This is a genomic window from Paraburkholderia bengalensis (assembly GCF_037126505.1).
GTDB classification, from domain to species: domain Bacteria; phylum Pseudomonadota; class Gammaproteobacteria; order Burkholderiales; family Burkholderiaceae; genus Paraburkholderia; species Paraburkholderia bengalensis.
Genome location: NZ_JACFYJ010000026.1, coordinates 76,749 through 94,827, shown reverse-complemented (window position 1 = coordinate 94,827; position 18,079 = coordinate 76,749). Strand labels below are relative to the sequence as shown.

Below are 18,079 nucleotides of genomic sequence, written 5' to 3'. Positions count from 1 at the left end.
ATGCCGCCCCGCACAGGGGTAACGCCTGCGCCGCGAGGCGCTATCGCGGAGGCCAGCGCAAAGGGCAAACACACACCGGCAACACCTGCGCCGCGAAGGCGCTATCGCGGAGGCCAGCGCAAAGGGCAAACACACACCGGCAACGCCTGCGCCGCGAGGCGCTATCGCGGATGCCAGCGCAGAGGGCAAGCACACACCGTCACCGGCTGCGCCGCGAAGGCGTTATCGCGAAGGCGCCATCACGGATGCCAGCGCAAAGGGCAAAAACACACCGGCAACGCCCGCGCGGCGAAAGCGCCATCACGCGGCATGCGACTGTAACCGCGCAGTGCGCGCAACGGGAAATCTCACGGTAAAAGCACTCCCGCGCCCTTCTTCGCTCTTCACATCGAGCTGCGCATCGTGCCGCTGCAGCACATGCTTGACGATGGCAAGGCCGAGCCCCGTGCCGCCCGTGTCACGCGAACGGCTGCGATCGACGCGATAAAACCGCTCGGTCAAACGCGGAATGTCGGCAGCAGGAATGCCGAGGCCGCTATCGACGACGGCGAACGTCGCCTGCCCGTTCTGCGCACTCCAGCTCACGTTGATCGTGCCGCCATCCGGCGTGTAACGAATCGCGTTCGTGACGAGGTTGCCGAACGCGCTCAGAATCTCCGCTTCCACGCCCGTCACGGTGAGTTCCTCGTCGGCATCGAACGAAACGCGATGGCGACCGCCCGACAGGCTCTGCGCGTCGTCCTGCACATGCCGCAGCACCGCGCGCATGTCGACCATCTGGTTGCTGGGCGGCTTGTTGTCGCCTTCGAGCGTGGCGAGCACCAGCAGGTCGCTGACGATATGCTGCATCCGCTGCGCCTGCTGCATCATCAGATCGAGATAACGCACGCGCTCGCTTTCGTCGAGCGGCAACTCGCGCATCGTCTCGAGAAAGCCCGACAGCACGGTGAGCGGCGTCTTCAGCTCATGCGACACATTGGCGACGAAGTCACGCCGCATCGCGTCCGTGCGCTCGAGCTCGGTGATGTCCTGCGACAGCACCAGCTTGCGGTTCTCGCCGTACGGAAACACCTGCACGGACAGCACGTTTTGCCGCTTGTCGCCCATCCCCCGCATAATCAGCATCTCTTCGTAATGATGCGAGTTCAGGTAGCGGACGAAATCGGGATGACGCACGAGATGCGTGATGTGCTGGCGCAGATCGCGTTTTGCGTCGAGGCCGAAATGCTCTTCGGAAATCGCGTTGCACCATTCGATCTGATCGTGGTCGTCGAGCATCGCGACGCCGTTCGGCGATGCCTGGATCGCCTGAATGAAGCGCGAGTGCTGCTGCTCGACCTGACGTACCTGAGCATGCCAACGCTTCGCGAGCTTGTGCAGCCGATAGTAGATCTCGCCCCAGATGCCCGGCGCGCTCGGCACTTCGCCGTACACGGGCGCGTCGAGCAAACGCCACAACTGCTGCTTGTGGAACGTGCTGAAAATGCCTTGCGCGAGCAGCGCGAGCACAGCGAGCGTCAACGCAGCCTTCGTGCTGACGAAGACGCCGACCGCCACGCAGAGAACAGCGAGGAGCACGAGCGATACCAGGGAGCGCGCCCAGATGATGTTCATGTGTTCCTGCGACGTTAGAACAAACGTAAAGACTTCAGAGACAACAAAGCGCGCTGCGTTGAGGTGCCGCAGCGCGCTTCGTGCTTTCGATCAGTGTACCTTATGCGCTTTTGGCCAGACGATATCCGCTGCCACGCACCGTTTCGATCATGGCATCGCAGCCCGCCGGCTTCAGAGCCGCGCGCAGACGCTTGATGTGCACATCGACCGTGCGCTCTTCGACGAACACGTGATCGCCCCACACCTGATCGAGCAATTGCGTGCGGCTGTGCACGCGTTCCGGGTGCGTCATGAAGAAGTGCAGCAAACGGAACTCCGTCGGACCGAGATCGAGCTTGATCTCGCTGCCTTCCGTATGCGCGGCGACACGGTGCGTCGCCGGATCGAGCTTCAGTCCGTTGATCGCGACCACGTCTTCCGTCAGCTGCGGCGCGCGGCGGCGCAGCACCGCCTTGATGCGCGCCATCAGTTCCTTCGGCGAAAACGGTTTGGTCACGTAGTCATCGGCGCCGATCTCGAGGCCGAGCACCTTGTCCTGCTCGTCGCCGCGTGCGGTCAGCATGATGATGGGAATGTGCTTCGTGCGCTCGTTGTTGCGCAGATCGCGCGCGAACGCGATGCCCGATTTGCCCGGCAGCATCCAGTCGAGCAGCACGAGATCGGGAAGCACATCGCTGATCAGGTTCTGCGCCTGTTCGGCGTTGTACGCACGAATCGGACAATGGCCCGCGTGTTGCAGATTGACCGAGATCAGCTCGGCAATCGCGGGTTCATCTTCGATAACGAGAATACTGCTGGGCATCTGCGCCTCTTGATAAACGGAATGCAGTGGAGAAGTTTGGCGTGAGCGTCGGACGGAATCAGCTGAGTGCTTCGCGTTCGAGCGCGTCGCGGCCCATGTGGCGCACGTCCGTACCCTTCACCACATAGATGATGAACTCGGCGATGTTCTTCGCGTGATCGCCGATCCGCTCGATCGCCTTCGCGATGAACAGGAAGTCCAGTCCGACGGAAATCAGACGCGGATCTTCCGTCATGTACGAGATCAGCTTGCGCACGAACGCGCGGAATTCTTCGTCGATCGCCTTGTCGTCGCGGACGATCTGCGCGGCGGCCACGGTGTCGAGTCGCGCGAACGCATCGAGCGCGCGGCGCAGAATACTCACGGCCATATCGCCCGACAGCTTGATTTCCGCGATGTTGATCGTGCGCGACGCGCTATCTTCCGACAGACGCTTGGTGCGCTTCGCGATCTTCTCGGCTTCGTCGCCGGCGCGTTCGAGGTTCGTGATGGTCTTCGAGATCGCCATCACGAGACGCAGGTCGCGCGCCGTCGGCTGACGCCGCGCGATGATGTTGCTGCACTCTTCGTCGATCTCGACTTCCATCTGGTTCAGACGGTCTTCAGCGGCGATCACCTGATCGGCGATGCCGATATCGAATTCGTTCAGCGCGTTCATTGCGGCGACGATCTGCGCCTCGACGAGGCCGCCCATTTCGAGCACCTTCGAGGACACCAGATTGAGGTCGGCATCGAACTGGCTGGACAGATGTTTATCAGACATGTCGTACTCCGTAAGGTCGTGCGTTCGCTCAGCGCTTAGCCGAAGCGGCCCGTGATGTAGTCTTCCGTTTCCTTGCGGACCGGCTTGATAAAGATCTTTTCGGTATCGCCGAATTCGATCAGCTCGCCCAGATACATATATGCAGTGTAGTCCGAACAACGCGCCGCCTGCTGCATGTTGTGCGTGACGATCACCACCGTATAGTCGCTCTTCAGCTCGGCGATCAGCTCTTCGATACGGCCCGTCGAAATCGGGTCCAGCGCCGAGCACGGCTCATCGAGCAGCAGCACTTCAGGACGGATCGCGATGCCGCGCGCAATGCACAGACGCTGCTGCTGGCCGCCCGACAGGCCGTAGCCGCTCTGGCCGAGCTTGTCCTTCACTTCGTTCCACAGCGCCGCTTTCGTGAGCGCCCACTCGACGCGATCGTCCATCTCCGAGCGCGACAGCGTTTCGAACATCTTCACGCCGAATGCGATGTTGTCGTAGATCGACATCGGGAACGGCGTCGGCTTCTGGAACACCATGCCGATCCGCGCGCGCAGCAGCGAAATATCGCGCTTGGTGGTCAGCAGGTTCTCGCCGTCCATCAGGATTTCGCCCTCGGCGCGCTGCTCCGGATAGAGCGCGTACATCTTGTTGAACGTGCGCAGCAGCGTGGACTTTCCGCAGCCCGACGGGCCGATGAACGCCGTCACCTTGCCTTCGGGAATCTGCAGGTTGATGTTCTTCAGCGCGTGATACTTGTTGTAGAAGAAGTTCAGGTTCTTGACTTCGATCTTCGGCTGCGACGCCGCAGCCGGGCGACCGTTCTGGGCCGGATCGAAACCGGCGGGAGCCGCCGGGCGTTCGACGGGATTCAGGTGAGTTTCTGCCATGTTCATCGGATCGCTCCGCCCTTACTTTTTCGAAAAGATCGTACGCGCAAGGATATTGAGTCCCAGCACTCCGAGCGTGATCAGGAATACGCCAGCCCACGCGAGCGACTGCCACTGCGCGAACGGACTCATCGCGAACTTGAAGATCGTGACCGGCAGGTTCGCAACCGGCTGATTCATGTCCAGCGTGAAGAATTGATTCGACAGCGCCGTGAACAGCAGCGGCGCCGTTTCGCCGGCGATACGCGCGATAGCGAGCAGCACGCCCGTCACGATGCCCGCGACCGACGCCTTCAGCGTGATCGACAGCACCATCTTCCACTTCGGCGTACCGAGCGCGAACGCCGCTTCGCGCAGCGCGTTCGGCACGAGCTTCAGCATGTTCTCCGTCGTGCGGATCACGATGGGGATTTGCAGCAGCGCGAGCGAGATCACGCCCGCCCAGCCGCTGAAGTGACCCATCTTCGCGACGACGAGGGCATACACGAACAGACCGACGACGATCGAAGGCGCCGACAGCAGAATGTCGTTGATGAAGCGCGTGACGCTCGCGAGCCACCCCTTTTGGCCGTACTCGGCGAGATACACGCCCGCCATGATGCCGATCGGCGTGCCGACGAACGTGGCCAGCACGACCAGCATCAGGCTGCCGACGATCGCGTTCGCCAGACCGCCGCCATCCGTGTTCGGCGGCGGCGTCGACTGCGTGAAGAGCTCCACCGAAAGCCCGCCGATACCGAGGCGCAGCGTCGTGTACAGAATCCATACCAGCCAGAGGATGCCGAACGCCATCGCGGCGAGCGACAGCGTCAGCGCGATCGCGTTGGTGACCTTGCGGCGCCTTTGCAGCTTGTTGCGCATCACTTCGAGGGCGGCGCCGTCCCGGCTGCCCGGCATGTTCAACGAAGGCTGGCTCATTTGGCGCCCTCCCCTTTCTCAAGGCGAAGCAGCATGATTTTCGAAATCGCCAGCACGATGAAGGTAATCACAAACAGGATCAGGCCGAGTTCCATCAGTGCGGCCGTATGCAGGCCGGGCGCGGCTTCCGCGAATTCGTTCGCGAGCGCCGACGTAATGCTGTTGCCCGGCGAGAACAGCGACACGTTGTCCAGCAAATTCGTATTGCCGATCACGAACGTGACGGCCATCGTTTCGCCGAGCGCGCGGCCGAGGCCGAGCATCACGCCGCCGATCACACCCGTCTTCGTGAACGGAAGCACGATCTTCCACATCACTTCCCACGTCGTGCAGCCGATGCCATACGCCGATTCTTTCAGCAGCACGGGCGTGACTTCGAACACGTCGCGCATCACCGAGGCGATGTACGGAATGATCATGATCGCGAGAATGACGCCCGCGCACAGAATACCGATACCGATGGGCGGGCCCTTGAACAGCGCGCCGATGATGGGCATGCCCGACAGCAGCACGCCGAGCGGCTTTTCGAAGTACTGCGCGAAGATCGGCGCGAACACGAGCAGGCCCCACATGCCGTACACGATCGACGGGATCGCGGCGAGCAGCTCGATTGCGATGCCGAGAGGCCGGCGCAGCCAGGCCGGCGAGAGTTCAGTCAGGAACAGCGCGATGCCGAAGCTCACGGGCACCGCGATGATAAGCGCAATGATCGACGTCGCAATCGTGCCGTAGATGGGCACCAGCGCGCCGAACTGCTCGGACGGCGGGTCCCAGTCGGCCGTCCAGAGGAAAGCGAGACCGAATTTCTGGATCGTCGGCATCGACGCGACGATCAGCGACACGATAATGCCGCCGAGCAGCAGTAACGTGACGATCGCGGAAATCCGGGCGATACCGCCAAACATGATGTCGCCCGCGCGGCTGGGCGCTTTCTGCGTCGTGCTACCGGGCGGAGTCGACCGGGCCGCGCCAGAAGTGAGAGGTAGGTCGGACATGGGAGCTGATAAACCTGTTTCCGGTTGCCGCATGGCGTATGCCAGACGGCCAGTACTACGGCCGCCGGGCCTCATCGAAGCCGGGCGGCCGGCCGCGCGCATGAACCACCTCTCATGCGCGCGGTAGGTGCTGCAGTGGCTGCCAGTCGAAGATTACTCCGCGAGCGGCTTGCCCGATGCGTCCTTGACCTTAGCCTTCCATTGCGTCTTGATTTGCGACACGACCGATTCCGGCAGCGTGATGTAGTCGAGATCGTTCGCAGCCTGGCCGCCGTTCTTGAATGCCCAGTCGAAGAACTTCAGCGTTTCAGCGCCTTGCGGCCCCTTTTCCTGCGTCGTGTGCAGCAGCACGAACGTCGCGCCGACGATCGGCCATGCGTTCTTGCCCGGTTCGTTCGTCAGGATCTGGTAGAACGACTTCGACCAGTCAGCGCCTGCTGCCGCTGCCTTGAACGTTTCCGTCTTCGGCTCGACCACCGTGCCCGACGAGTTCTTCATGTCGACGAACGTCATGTGGTTTTGCTTCGCATACGCCCATTCGACGTAGCCGATCGCGCCCGGCAGACGCTGCACGAATGCCGCGACGCCGTCGTTGCCCTTGCCGCCTGTGCCCGTCGGCCAGTTGACCGTCGAGCCTTCGCCGACCTTCGACTTCCACTCGGGGCTGACCTTCGACAGGTAGTTCGTCCAGATGAACGACGTGCCCGAGCCGTCCGCGCGGCGGACCACGGCGATGTCCGTATCCGGCAGCTTGACCTTCGGATTCAGCGCGGCGATTTCCGGATCATTCCACTTCTTGACCTTGCCGAGGTAGATGTCGCCGAGCACTTCGCCCGATAACGTGATTTCGCCAGCCTTCACGCCCGGCACGTTGATGACGGGCACCACGCCGCCAACCACCGTCGGGAACTGGAACAAGCCGTCCTTCGCCAGATCCTCGTCCTTCAGCGGAGCGTCCGAGCCCGCGAAGTCGACCGTCTTCGCGACGATCTGCTTGACGCCGCCCGACGAACCGATGCCCTGATAGTTAACCTTGCCGCCACCCGTCTTCTGGTACGCGTCCGCCCACTTCGTGTAGATCGGTGCTGCAAAGGTGCTGCCCGCGCCAGTGATATCGGCGGCTTGCGCTGCGATCGCGAAGAGAGCGCCAGCCATGCCAGCGAACGCGGTTTGCATCAGTTTCATGTTTTCTCCGTTGTTGAGCGTGTGAGACGACAACGCGAAGAATAGTGGCCCTCTGTGACAGTCATGTGACTGTCCATGACTTTCGCGTGACATTCGTATTACGCCGTGAAAGGCGCGATGTCAGGGTTTCTACTGCTGCAACGGATAAGCATGAAACCGGCGCCTGCGCCCCTTAATTGGACGCGTGCCAGTGTGGCGCGCCTCTCGCGACCTCCTTCGTGAAGCGTCCGGCCAACGGACGAAAAAAGGGCGGCATCATGCCGCCCTACGTGTCATGCAGTTACGGTGGGAAATCAGGCCGTAGCGCGCTTCACGACGTCGGCGATCGTTTCGGCGTGATGCACGGCGTCTTTTTCATGCGCCGCCTCGACCATCACCCGCAGCACTGGCTCCGTACCGGACGCGCGAATCAGCACGCGGCCGCTGCCGTCGAGCGCGCCTTCGGCGGTGCTGATAGCGCGACGGATGGCGTCGCTGCCCTTCCAGTCGGCGCCCGGCTGCATGCGCACGTTGATCAGTTTCTGCGGGAACAGCGTGACGCCCTCGAGAAGTTGCTCGAGCGACCGGCCGCTGCGCTGCATCGCTGCCAGCACGAGCAGTGCGGAGACAATGCCGTCGCCCGTCGAATGCCGGTCCAACGAGAGGATGTGGCCCGACCCTTCCGCGCCGAGTTCCCATCCGTGCTCGCGCAGCTGTTCGAGCACGTAGCGGTCGCCGACGGCCGCGCGCACGAACCGCACGCCCGCCTTCTTCAGCGCGACTTCGACGGCCATGTTGGTCATCAGCGTGCCGACTGCTCCTTCGACCTTGCCCTGCGTCGCGATACGGTCTTGCACCAGCACGTACAGCAGCTCGTCGCCGTTGTACAGCCGGCCGTTCGCGTCGACCACCTGCAGGCGATCCGCGTCGCCGTCGAGCGCAATGCCGAGGTCGGCCTTGTTGGCGCGCACGGCGCGCATCAGCGCGTCCGGCGCCGTCGCGCCGACGCCGTCGTTGATGTTGAAGCCGTTCGGCGCCACACCGATCGTAATGACGTCCGCGCCGAGCTCGTGAAAGACGTGCGGCGCGACGTCGTACGCGGCGCCGTGCGCGCAATCGACCACCAGCTTCATGCCGCGCAGATCGTACGCCTGCGGGAACGTGCTCTTGCAGAACTCGATGTAGCGGCCAGCCGCATCGTCCAGCCGCCGCGCCTTGCCGAGCCGCTCGGACGGCGCGCATTCGAGCGGCTTGTCCAGTTGATCCTCGATCTGCGACTCGACTTCGTCGGGCAGCTTGTTGCCGTCGGCGGAGAAGAACTTGATGCCGTTGTCGTAGTACGGGTTATGCGAAGCGCTGATCACGACGCCCGCCGCGAGACGCAACGCGCGCGTCAGGTACGCGACGCCGGGCGTCGGCATCGGTCCCGCCAGCATCACATCGACGCCCGCCGCCGAGAAACCCGACTCCAGCGCTGCTTCGAGCATGTAGCCCGACACGCGGGTGTCCTTGCCGATCAGCACCGTGGGCCGCGAGCCCGTCCTCGCCCACGTGTCCGCGCCGGCGAGCACCTTGCCGGCCGCGTAGCCAAGCCGCAAAACGAAGTCCGGCGTGATCGGCGCGTCACCGACCTTGCCGCGAATCCCATCCGTTCCAAAATATCGACGAGCCATTTTTATCTTCCTCCCAACTTGGAGATCAGGTGCGCCGCGCCGCATCGCGCGTCGCCGCCCAAACTTTCAGTGCATCCACCGTCTGCGCCACATCGTGCACGCGGATGATCGCCGCGCCGCGTTCGGCAGCGCATACCGCCGCCGCGACACTCGCCGCCACCCGTTCCGGCGCAGGCCGGTTCACGACGGCGCCCAGCATCGACTTGCGCGACATCCCGGCCAGAATAGGCAACGCCGCGCCAACAACGGGCGCAGTCTGAGGCAAGTGCGCAAGCAGCGCGTAATTATGCTCGACCGTCTTGCCAAATCCGAATCCCGGATCAACGCTGATGCGATTTTTTGCAACACCCGCATGCATCATCGCGTTGACACGTTGCTCCAGGAAGGCACGCACGTCGCTGACGACGTCTTGATACACAGGCTCGCCCACCTGCATCGTCTGCGGCTCCCCGAGCATATGCATGACGCATAGGCCGCATTGACTGTCTCGCACGGCGTCGATGGCGCCGGGCATCCGGAATCCCCAAATATCATTGACCAGATCGGCGCCCGCCGCCAGCGCGTTGCGCATAACGTCCGGTTTATAGGTATCGACGGAAAGCGGAATATTCGCCTTGCCGAGTTCCTCAATAAGCGGAATCACCCGGTCCAGTTCCTCGGCGAGCGGCACGGGCGGCGCGCCCGGACGAGTCGATTCACCGCCGATATCGATCATGTCGGCGCCCTCCTGCAGCATGCGCTCCGCCTGACGCAGCGCTTCGCCGCGCAGCACGTAGCTGCCGCCGTCGGAAAACGAATCGGGCGTGACGTTCAGGATGCCCATTACGAGCGGGCGTTCGAACGTCAGCGTGAAGCGGCCGCACTGCATCGGTTCGGGAATCGGATAAAGCGAGAAATCAGCGTTTGACACGAGAAAAGACGTACGACGAAGGCGAAGAGTTAGGAGATTCCGCGATCAAATCTGCATCGCGATGCAGCAAGCATTAGAAATGAAAACGGGCCGGTGTGCATCCACACCGGCCCGTAAAACACCTTTAACTGATTATCAGGTAGCGGGCGCCGTCGCGCTGCCCGGCTTGACTTCCGTGCCCGGACTGCTGCCACCCGACGCATCGCCAGGCGACGGCGTGCTCTTCGGCGAGCGCGGCGGACGGCCTGCCATGATGTCGTTGATCTGATCGGCGTCGATCGTTTCCCACTCCATCAGCGCAGCCGTCATGGCCTCGACCTTGTCGCGGTTTTCGTCCAGCAGACGCTTGGCGAGGCTGTACTGCTCGTCGAGCACGCGGCGGATTTCGGCGTCGACCTTCTGCTGCGTCGCTTCCGAAATCGTACGCGTGAAGCCGCGACCGAACGGCGACTGGTCGTTCTCGTCGTCCACGTACACCATCGGTCCAAGCGCGTCGGTCATGCCGAAGCGGGCGACCATAGCGCGGGCCGTCGACGTTGCCTTGTTGAAGTCGTCCGATGCACCCGTGCTGATCAGGTTCAGGAACAGTTCTTCGGCAACACGGCCACCGAACAGAATCGCGAGGCGATCGAGCAGGTAGTCTTTCGAGTACGTTTCGTTGTCGTGCTCCGGCAGCTGCCACGTCACGCCCAGCGCGCGGCCGCGCGGGATGATCGTGACCTTGTGCACCGGGTCGGCCTTCGGCAACAGCTTCGCGATGACCGCATGACCCGACTCGTGGTAAGCCGTTGCGCGCTTCGCGTCTTCGCGAATCACGGCCGACTTGCGCTCCGGACCCATGAAAATCTTGTCCTTCGCGTCCTCGAAATCCTGCATCTCGACGATGCGCTTGCCGCGACGGGCAGCGAACAGCGCTGCTTCGTTCACGAGGTTCGCGAGATCCGCGCCGGAGAAGCCCGGCGTGCCGCGTGCGATCACGGCTGCATCGACGTCGTTCGCGATCGGCACCTTGCGCAGGTGCACCTTCATGATGTGCTCACGGCCGCGGATATCCGGCAGACCGACGTACACCTGACGGTCGAAACGGCCCGGACGCAGCAGTGCCTTGTCCAGCACGTCCGAACGGTTGGTTGCGGCGATCACGATCACGCCCGAGTTCGCCTCGAAGCCGTCCATTTCGACGAGCATCTGGTTCAACGTCTGCTCGCGCTCGTCGTTACCGCCGCCCATGCCGGCGCCGCGATGACGACCGACCGCGTCGATTTCGTCGATGAACACGATGCAGGGCGCATGCTTCTTCGCCTGTTCGAACATGTCGCGCACGCGAGCCGCGCCCACGCCGACGAACATTTCGACGAAGTCCGAACCCGAGATGCTGAAGAACGGCACCTTCGCTTCGCCAGCGATGGCACGCGCGAGCAGCGTCTTACCAGTTCCCGGCGGCCCGACCAGCAGCACGCCGCGCGGAATCCGGCCGCCCAGCTTCTGGAACTTTTGCGGATCACGCAGGAAGTCGACCAATTCGGAGACTTCTTCCTTCGCCTCGTCGCAGCCAGCGACATCTGAGAAGTTGATCGCGTTGTTGTTCTCGTCGATCAGACGCGCACGGGACTTACCGAACGAAAAGGCGCCGCCCTTCCCGCCTCCCTGCATCTGTCTCATCATGTAGAACCAGAAACCGATGATGAGGATCGTTGGCCCAAGGTAGTACAACGCGGACACCAGCGCGTTCGGCTCGTCGTCGGCCTTCCCGCTGACCTGCACGCCGTATTTCATCAGGTCGCCGACCATCCAGATGTCGCCCGGCGACACGATCTGATATTTCTGACCGTCGGCCGGCGTCACCGTGAGGTTGCGCCCCTGAACGATCACGCTCTTGACCTTGCCGCTTTTCGCGTCGTCCATGAACTGCGAATAGGAAACGCCTTCCTGGACCCGGGGCTTGTCGAACTGCTTGAACACCGTAAACAGCACCAGTGCGATGACCAGCCACACTGCTGCTTTCGAAAACATGTTGTTGTTCAAAGCACCACTCCTTCACTCATAGACAAGCGCCTACATTTGCCTTGCGGCACCACTCAGGCATTCTAATCCAGTCCGCAGACCCCTGCCATAAGCATTCGCTACCGCATAAATAGCGTGCCGCGCAACCTCAGCGCTCTTATTTTCCAGCGTACCGGAAATGCGCGCATACATATCACTGCACCCTGTTCTAGCGGGGCCGCTTCAGATTTCTGCCCAAAATGAACGTCTCGGACGACTTGTCCCGGGACGCCTTCGGCTTGCGAGCGGCCACCGTCTTAAACTGGTGTTTGAACTTTTCGACAATCTGGCTGTATCCACTGCCGTGAAAACATTTGACTAAAAGGGCACCATCGGGTTTCAGGTGGTTCTGAGCAAATTCCAGCGCGAGATCGCACACATGCTCGATTCGCGCGGCGTCTGCCACGGCCACTCCCGACAGGTTGGGCGCCATATCGGAAATTACAAGATCGACGTCGCGTTCTCCGACCACTTCTTCCAGTTGCTCGAGCACGCTGTCCTCGCGGAAGTCGCCCTGGATGAAGTGAACGTCCGCGATCGGCTCCATCGGCAGCAGATCGAGCGCGATGATCGTGCCGTCGATGCCGCCCTCGCGCTGCGCGTCGCGGTGCTTGCCCTGCGCGAGCTTGTTGCGCACATACTGGCTCCAGCTACCGGGCGCCGCGCCCAGATCGACGATGATCTGACCGGGCCGTATCAGTTTGTCCTGCTCGTCGATTTCCTTCAGTTTGTAGGCCGCGCGGGCGCGATAACCCTCCCGCTGCGCCATTTTCACGTACGGATCGTTGATGTGGTCGTGCAGCCACGACGTATTGAACTTGTTTTTTGCCATTAAACGTTGAACTCTTGCTACGTAATGCCGCGCTTTTAGCGGATAATACGCGTTTAATTCGCGCGGCTGCAGCCATAGGCCGTGTTCCGCGCGCGTGGTACTGCTTGCAGTTCGCGCTGGCGCCGCGTGTAACGCGCCCGCGCCGTATTCTTCGCGGCTCTCTACGCAGCTTTCTAACTTCTCGCGCGCCGTCTGCTGATTGGCCGGATCGATCGATCCCGGCTGGTGGGCGCCGCCATTTTAGTCGAGTCTTCCACTTCTCATGCCAGCCCTCAAAGTTACCTCCGAACAACGCGCCGATTTGCGCTCCCAGGCTCACGCGCTCAAGCCGGTCGTGATCGTCGGCGCCGAAGGGCTGACCGACGCCGTGCTGGCCGAGATCAAGGTCCATCTGAAAGCACACCAGCTGATCAAGATCCGCGTGTTCGGCGACGAGCGCGAAGAGCGTATCGCCATTTACGACGAAATCTGCGACCGGCTGGGTGCCGCGCCGATCCAGCACATCGGCAAGCTGCTCGTCATCTGGAAGCCGGAAAAGGCTGCCGCCGAACGCGCGCCCGCCGCGAAGACGAAGCGCGGCGCACTGCCGAGCGCCCGCGAAGTGGCCGGGGAAGAAACGTCGAGCAAAGGCCGCGCGCCCCGCGTCGTCAAGGTCGTCAAGGCAACCGACAACCCGATGCGCCGCCCGAAGCCGCAAAAGGTGCTGGTGCGCGGCAACGAGCGCGTCACGGCGGGCGGCAACATCAAGAGAGCGAAAAAACGCCAGACCAGCGCAAAGCGCATGCATCAGACGAAGTAACCCGTCAGCGTGAGCGCTGCGCGTAAAACCGCGCGGCAGTCCGATGCAACAATTGGATCGCGCGGGTCAGACTGCCGTCTGCGATCAGGATGCAGCAAGTAGCCGCGAGCTTCCTGAAACTGGGCTGTCGGCGGCGATGTCCGCATGCGGCGACCGGCCGCGGCAGCGCCCGCACGGCGCGCAAGTTAGCCCGCCGTCCGGCCCGCCACATTGCGCGCGCCCTGCTCCGTGCCGGCATTCGTTCCCGCCGGCAGCTTCCACGCAAGCACGATCCCGAGCAGGCTTTCGATCAGATAAAACACGCTCGATACGCCGTGCAACATGCCGAACCGGCTTGCATAAGCTGAATGGCCGACATCCGTACCGGCCTCTTGCGCGGCAATGCGCATTGCATTCATGAAAGGCTGCAGCGCGAAATAGCCGACCAGCACGCACACCAGCATGCCGGCGACCAGCCAGCGCAGCCGCCGATAGGCGTCGCCGCCGCGCCTGACCAGCACGTTACACAGCGCGAGCAGCAATACGCCGCACACCGCGCCGATCACCCCTTCGATGCGAAACAACTGCGCCGCGACGGTGCCCGCCGTCATCCGGTCAAGCGACGTGAACAGCACGGGCGCGACGGCGTAGCCGATGGTCAGCAGACTGCCGACCCACACGACCGTCAGCAGGCGGAACAGACGATGCGGCATCGAAGACACGGCAGCCGTCTCAGATGTAACGGACGCCGATGATTTCGTACTCGCGCACGCCGCCGGGCGCCTGCACCGATGCGACATCGCCCTCGGACTTGCCAATCAACGCGCGCGCGATCGGCGAGCTGACGGAGATGAGGCCGTGCTCGAGGTCGGCTTCGTCGTCGCCGACGATTTGATAGGTAACCGAATCACCCGAATCGAGGTCTTCGAGGTCGACCGTCGCTGCGAACACCACGCGGCCGTCCGCGTCGAGCGCGGAGGGATCGATGACCTGCGCGGCCGCCAGCTTCGACTCGATTTCGGCGATCCGGCCTTCGATAAACCCTTGCTTTTCTTTTGCCGCGTCGTACTCGGCGTTTTCCGACAGATCGCCCTGGGCACGCGCTTCCGCGATCGAATTGATGACGGCCGGACGTTCAACCGATTTCAGGCGCTGCAATTCGTCGCGCAACTGATCTGCGCCCCGCTTCGTCAATGGAATAGTGCTCATAAACAACTCTTTGGCAAATAACAGCCACAAAAAAAAATCACCGCGGTTAAGTGCATCCCTTACCGGCGCCTGAGCGTGGCGTAACGCCCGATCCGACACCTTAGGGACGCCGCTTAACCGCGGCACTTACGTCTTGGACAGAAATCTGAAGCCTTAGTTTAGGCGAGCATGGAGTCCTTGTAAATCATAGACTTCCAGATCCTTCAGATAACGCAGCCCCTCGACGGCGGCACGCGCGCCCGACATCGTCGTGTAGTACGTGACCTTTTGCGCCTGCGCGCTCATGCGAATCGACCGCGAATCGGCGATCGCGCCCGCGTTTCGTCGACCGTCGTGAAGACGAGCGCGATTTCGCCGTTCTTGATCATGTCGACGATGTGCGGACGGCCGTCCTTCACCTTGTTGACGACGCGCACGGGCACGCCCGCCGCCTCGATCGCCGCCGCCGTGCCCTTCGTCGCGACGAGCGGATAGCCCAACTCATGCAGCATACGCGCGACTTCGACGGCCTTCGGCTTGTCGGCGTCCATCACGGTCAGCAGCACCGTGCCCGATTCCGGCAGACGCGAACCCGCCGCGAGCTGCGACTTGAAGAGCGCTTCGCCGAATGTGCGGCCGACGCCCATCACTTCGCCCGTCGAACGCATTTCCGGTCCGAGCACCGGGTCGACGGTCGGGAACTTGACGAACGGGAATACGGCTTCCTTCACGCTGAAGTACGGCGGGATCACTTCCTTCGTCACGCCTTGCTGCGCGAGCTTCTGGCCGACCATCGCGCGCGCCGCGATCTTCGCGAGCGGCAGGCTGGTCGCCTTCGACACGTACGGCACCGTGCGCGATGCCCGCGGATTCACTTCGAGCACGTAGATGATGTCCTGCTTCGAGCCGTCGTTCTGCGGCACCTGCTGGATCGCGAACTGCACGTTCATCAGGCCGACCACGTTCAACGCCTTCGCCATCGCGCCAGTCTGGCGCTTCAGTTCGGCGACGGTTTCCGCCGACAGCGAGTACGGCGGCAGCGAGCACGCCGAATCGCCCGAGTGCACGCCCGCCTGTTCGATGTGCTCCATCACGCCGCCGATGAACACCGTGTCGCCGTCCGAGATGCAGTCCACGTCACATTCGATCGCGTCGTTCAGGAAGCGGTCGAGCAGCACGGGCGAATCGTTCGACACCTTCACGGCCTCGCGCATATAGCGTTCCAGGTCGCGCGGCTCGTGGACGATTTCCATCGCGCGGCCGCCCAGCACGTACGACGGACGCACGACGAGCGGATAGCCGATTTCGTCGGCGAGCTTGAGCGCTTCGTCTTCCGCGCGCGCGGTGCGATTGGGCGGCTGGCGCAGGTTCAGGTCCTGCAGCAGCTTCTGGAAACGCTCGCGGTCTTCCGCGGCGTCGATCATGTCCGGCGACGTGCCGACGATGGGCACGCCGTTCGCCTCGAGGTCGAGCGCGAGCTTCAGCGGCGTCTGACCGCCGTACTGCACGATCACGCCGAGCGGCTTTTCCTTGTCGACGATTTCGAGCACGTCTTCGAGCGTCAGCGGTTCGAAGTACAGACGGTCGGACGTGTCGTAGTCGGTCGAAACGGTCTCAGGGTTGCAGTTGACCATGATCGTTTCGTAGCCGTCTTCGCGCATCGCGAGCGCGGCGTGCACGCAGCAGTAGTCGAACTCGATGCCCTGGCCGATCCGGTTCGGACCGCCGCCCAGCACCATGATCTTCTTGTTGTCGGTCGGATTCGCTTCGCACTCTTCTTCGTACGTCGAGTACATGTAGGCCGTCTTCGTCGCGAATTCGGCCGCGCACGTGTCGACGCGCTTGTACACCGGGCGCACGTTCAATTCGATACGGCGCTTGCGCACGTGCGGACCCGTCACGCCGAGCAGCTTGCCCAGACGCCGGTCCGAGAAGCCGCTCTGCTTCAGATACTTCAGTTCTTCCTTTGTCAGGCTCGCGAGCGTGCGGCCTTCGAGCGCCTTTTCCTTGCGCACGATCTCTTCGATCTGCGCGAGGAACCACGGGTCGATGGCCGTTTCTTCAAAGATTTCCTGCTGCGTGAGACCCAGACGGAACGCGTCGCCGACGTACCAGATACGGTCCGGACCGGCTTCGCCGATTTCGCGGATCACTTCGTCGCGGCTCGTGGTCTTTTCATCCAGACCGTCTACGCCGACTTCCAGACCGCGAAGCGCCTTCTGGAACGATTCCTGGAACGTGCGGCCGATCGCCATCACCTCGCCGACCGACTTCATCTGCGTCGTCAGGCGCGGATCGGCTTCGCGGAATTTTTCGAACGCGAAACGGGGAATCTTCGTGACGACGTAATCGATGGTCGGTTCGAACGAGGCCGGCGTCTGGCCGCCCGTGATTTCGTTCTTCAGTTCGTCGAGCGTGTAGCCGACGGCGAGCTTGGCCGCGACCTTCGCGATCGGGAAACCCGTCGCCTTCGACGCCAGTGCCGACGAGCGCGACACGCGCGGGTTCATTTCGATCACGATCATCCGGCCGTCCTTCGGATTGATCGAGAACTGCACGTTCGAGCCGCCCGTATCGACGCCGATCTCACGCAGCACCGCGAGCGAAGCGTTACGCAGAATTTGATATTCCTTGTCGGTGAGCGTCTGCGCGGGCGCGACGGTGATCGAATCGCCCGTGTGGATGCCCATCGGGTCGAGGTTTTCGATCGAGCAGACGATGATGCAGTTGTCCTTTTTATCGCGGACCACTTCCATCTCGTACTCTTTCCAGCCGAGCAGCGATTCTTCGATCAGCAGTTCGCGCGTCGGCGACAGGTCGAGGCCGCGCTTGCAGATCTCTTCGAACTCTTCGCGGTTGTACGCGATGCCGCCGCCCGAGCCGCCGAGCGTGAACGACGGACGGATCACGATCGGGTAGCCGCTGCCGCCCGTGAACGCGGCGATTTCGGCGTGCACCGCCATCGCCTCTTCCATCGAATGCGCGATGCCCGACTTCGCCGAGCCGAGGCCGATCTTCGTCATCGCGTCCTTGAACTTCTGACGGTCTTCGGCCTTGTCGATGGCTTCCGGCGATGCGCCGATCAGCTCGACGTTGTACTTCTCCAGCACGCCGTGGTGATGCAGGTCGAGCGCGCAGTTCAGCGCCGTCTGGCCGCCCATCGTCGGCAGGATCGCGTCCGGGCGCTCCTTCGCGATGATGCGCTCGACCACTTCCCACGTGATCGGCTCGATGTAGGTGACGTCGGCCGTGTTCGGGTCGGTCATGATCGTCGCCGGATTGCTGTTGACGAGAATGACCTTGTAGCCTTCCTCACGCAGCGCCTTGCAGGCCTGCGCGCCCGAATAATCGAACTCGCACGCCTGGCCGATGATGATCGGACCCGCGCCGATGATGAGGATGCTTTTGATGTCTGTCCGCTTGGGCATAACGCTCTCGCTAATATATTCCTGAGTTCTTACCGTTGGCGCGCTGGCGGTGTGCCGTTCGGTTTGGCCCGGTGGACCTTGGCGAACGGCGTC

14 protein-coding genes and 1 pseudogene are annotated in these 18,079 nt (G+C 62.6%); 1 reads left to right on the top strand and 14 read right to left on the bottom strand.

The features are described 5' to 3' along the window. Window positions 1–300: 300 nt before the first annotated feature. The 11 genes from phoR to H3V53_RS17630 all read right to left on the bottom strand — a co-directional run bounded on the left by phoR (window position 301) and on the right by H3V53_RS17630 (window position 12,592). Window positions 301–1,614, bottom strand: coding sequence for a phosphate regulon sensor histidine kinase PhoR (phoR, locus tag H3V53_RS17680; RefSeq protein WP_336599051.1), 1,314 nt, complete (start codon window positions 1,612–1,614; stop codon window positions 301–303). A gap of 100 nt (window positions 1,615–1,714) precedes the next feature. Beyond that, window positions 1,715–2,416: a phosphate regulon transcriptional regulator PhoB gene (gene phoB, locus H3V53_RS17675; protein WP_336599050.1), complete on the bottom strand. Its 702-nt coding sequence runs from the start codon at window positions 2,414–2,416 to the stop codon at window positions 1,715–1,717. Between the two features lie 58 nt (window positions 2,417–2,474). Continuing rightward, window positions 2,475–3,179: a phosphate signaling complex protein PhoU gene (phoU, locus tag H3V53_RS17670; protein WP_054924956.1), complete on the bottom strand. Its 705-nt coding sequence runs from the start codon at window positions 3,177–3,179 to the stop codon at window positions 2,475–2,477. A 35-nt stretch (window positions 3,180–3,214) separates the two neighbouring features. Continuing rightward, window positions 3,215–4,063: a phosphate ABC transporter ATP-binding protein PstB gene (pstB, locus tag H3V53_RS17665; RefSeq protein WP_336599049.1), complete on the bottom strand. Its 849-nt coding sequence runs from the start codon at window positions 4,061–4,063 to the stop codon at window positions 3,215–3,217. A gap of 15 nt (window positions 4,064–4,078) precedes the next feature. After that, complete coding sequence (pstA, locus tag H3V53_RS17660; protein ID WP_336599048.1) at window positions 4,079–4,975, bottom strand: phosphate ABC transporter permease PstA; 897 nt, start codon at window positions 4,973–4,975, stop codon at window positions 4,079–4,081. Further along, a complete protein-coding gene (gene pstC / locus H3V53_RS17655) occupies window positions 4,972–5,970 on the bottom strand; it encodes a phosphate ABC transporter permease PstC (protein ID WP_336599047.1) in 999 nt (332 codons plus the stop codon). The genes pstA and pstC overlap by 4 nt, the downstream gene beginning before the upstream one ends. Before the next feature lie 153 nt (window positions 5,971–6,123). Continuing rightward, window positions 6,124–7,155 (bottom strand): phosphate ABC transporter substrate-binding protein PstS, encoded by a 1,032-nt coding sequence (gene pstS, locus H3V53_RS17650; RefSeq protein ID WP_336599046.1) that lies wholly within the window; start codon window positions 7,153–7,155, stop codon window positions 6,124–6,126. 293 nt (window positions 7,156–7,448) lie between these two features. Continuing rightward, a complete protein-coding gene (gene glmM / locus H3V53_RS17645; RefSeq protein WP_336599045.1) occupies window positions 7,449–8,807 on the bottom strand; it encodes a phosphoglucosamine mutase in 1,359 nt (452 codons plus the stop codon). 25 nt (window positions 8,808–8,832) lie between these two features. After that, entirely contained in the window at window positions 8,833–9,675 is an 843-nt protein-coding gene (gene folP / locus H3V53_RS17640; RefSeq protein ID WP_419539515.1) for a dihydropteroate synthase, read from the bottom strand. A 177-nt stretch (window positions 9,676–9,852) separates the two neighbouring features. After that, window positions 9,853–11,742, bottom strand: coding sequence for an ATP-dependent zinc metalloprotease FtsH (gene ftsH / locus H3V53_RS17635; RefSeq protein ID WP_012400287.1), 1,890 nt, complete (start codon window positions 11,740–11,742; stop codon window positions 9,853–9,855). Between the two features lie 187 nt (window positions 11,743–11,929). Next, window positions 11,930–12,592, bottom strand: coding sequence for an RlmE family RNA methyltransferase (locus H3V53_RS17630; RefSeq protein ID WP_336599043.1), 663 nt, complete (start codon window positions 12,590–12,592; stop codon window positions 11,930–11,932). A 262-nt stretch (window positions 12,593–12,854) separates the two neighbouring features. Here H3V53_RS17630 and H3V53_RS17625 point away from each other — a divergent pair, with 262 nt between their 5' ends. Further along, window positions 12,855–13,391, top strand: coding sequence for a YhbY family RNA-binding protein (locus H3V53_RS17625; protein WP_054924963.1), 537 nt, complete (start codon window positions 12,855–12,857; stop codon window positions 13,389–13,391). A 185-nt stretch (window positions 13,392–13,576) separates the two neighbouring features. Here the strand turns inward: H3V53_RS17625 and H3V53_RS17620 are convergent, their stop codons facing one another. The 3 genes and pseudogenes from H3V53_RS17620 to carB all read right to left on the bottom strand — a co-directional run bounded on the left by H3V53_RS17620 (window position 13,577) and on the right by carB (window position 17,986). Beyond that, window positions 13,577–14,083: a DUF4149 domain-containing protein gene (locus H3V53_RS17620; RefSeq protein WP_336599042.1), complete on the bottom strand. Its 507-nt coding sequence runs from the start codon at window positions 14,081–14,083 to the stop codon at window positions 13,577–13,579. A 19-nt stretch (window positions 14,084–14,102) separates the two neighbouring features. Next, window positions 14,103–14,579: a transcription elongation factor GreA gene (gene greA, locus H3V53_RS17615; RefSeq protein WP_054924965.1), complete on the bottom strand. Its 477-nt coding sequence runs from the start codon at window positions 14,577–14,579 to the stop codon at window positions 14,103–14,105. Window positions 14,580–14,732: 153 nt separating this feature from the next. After that, window positions 14,733–17,986: pseudogene (carB, locus tag H3V53_RS17610) on the bottom strand (carbamoyl-phosphate synthase large subunit). Window positions 17,987–18,079: the final 93 nt, after the last annotated feature.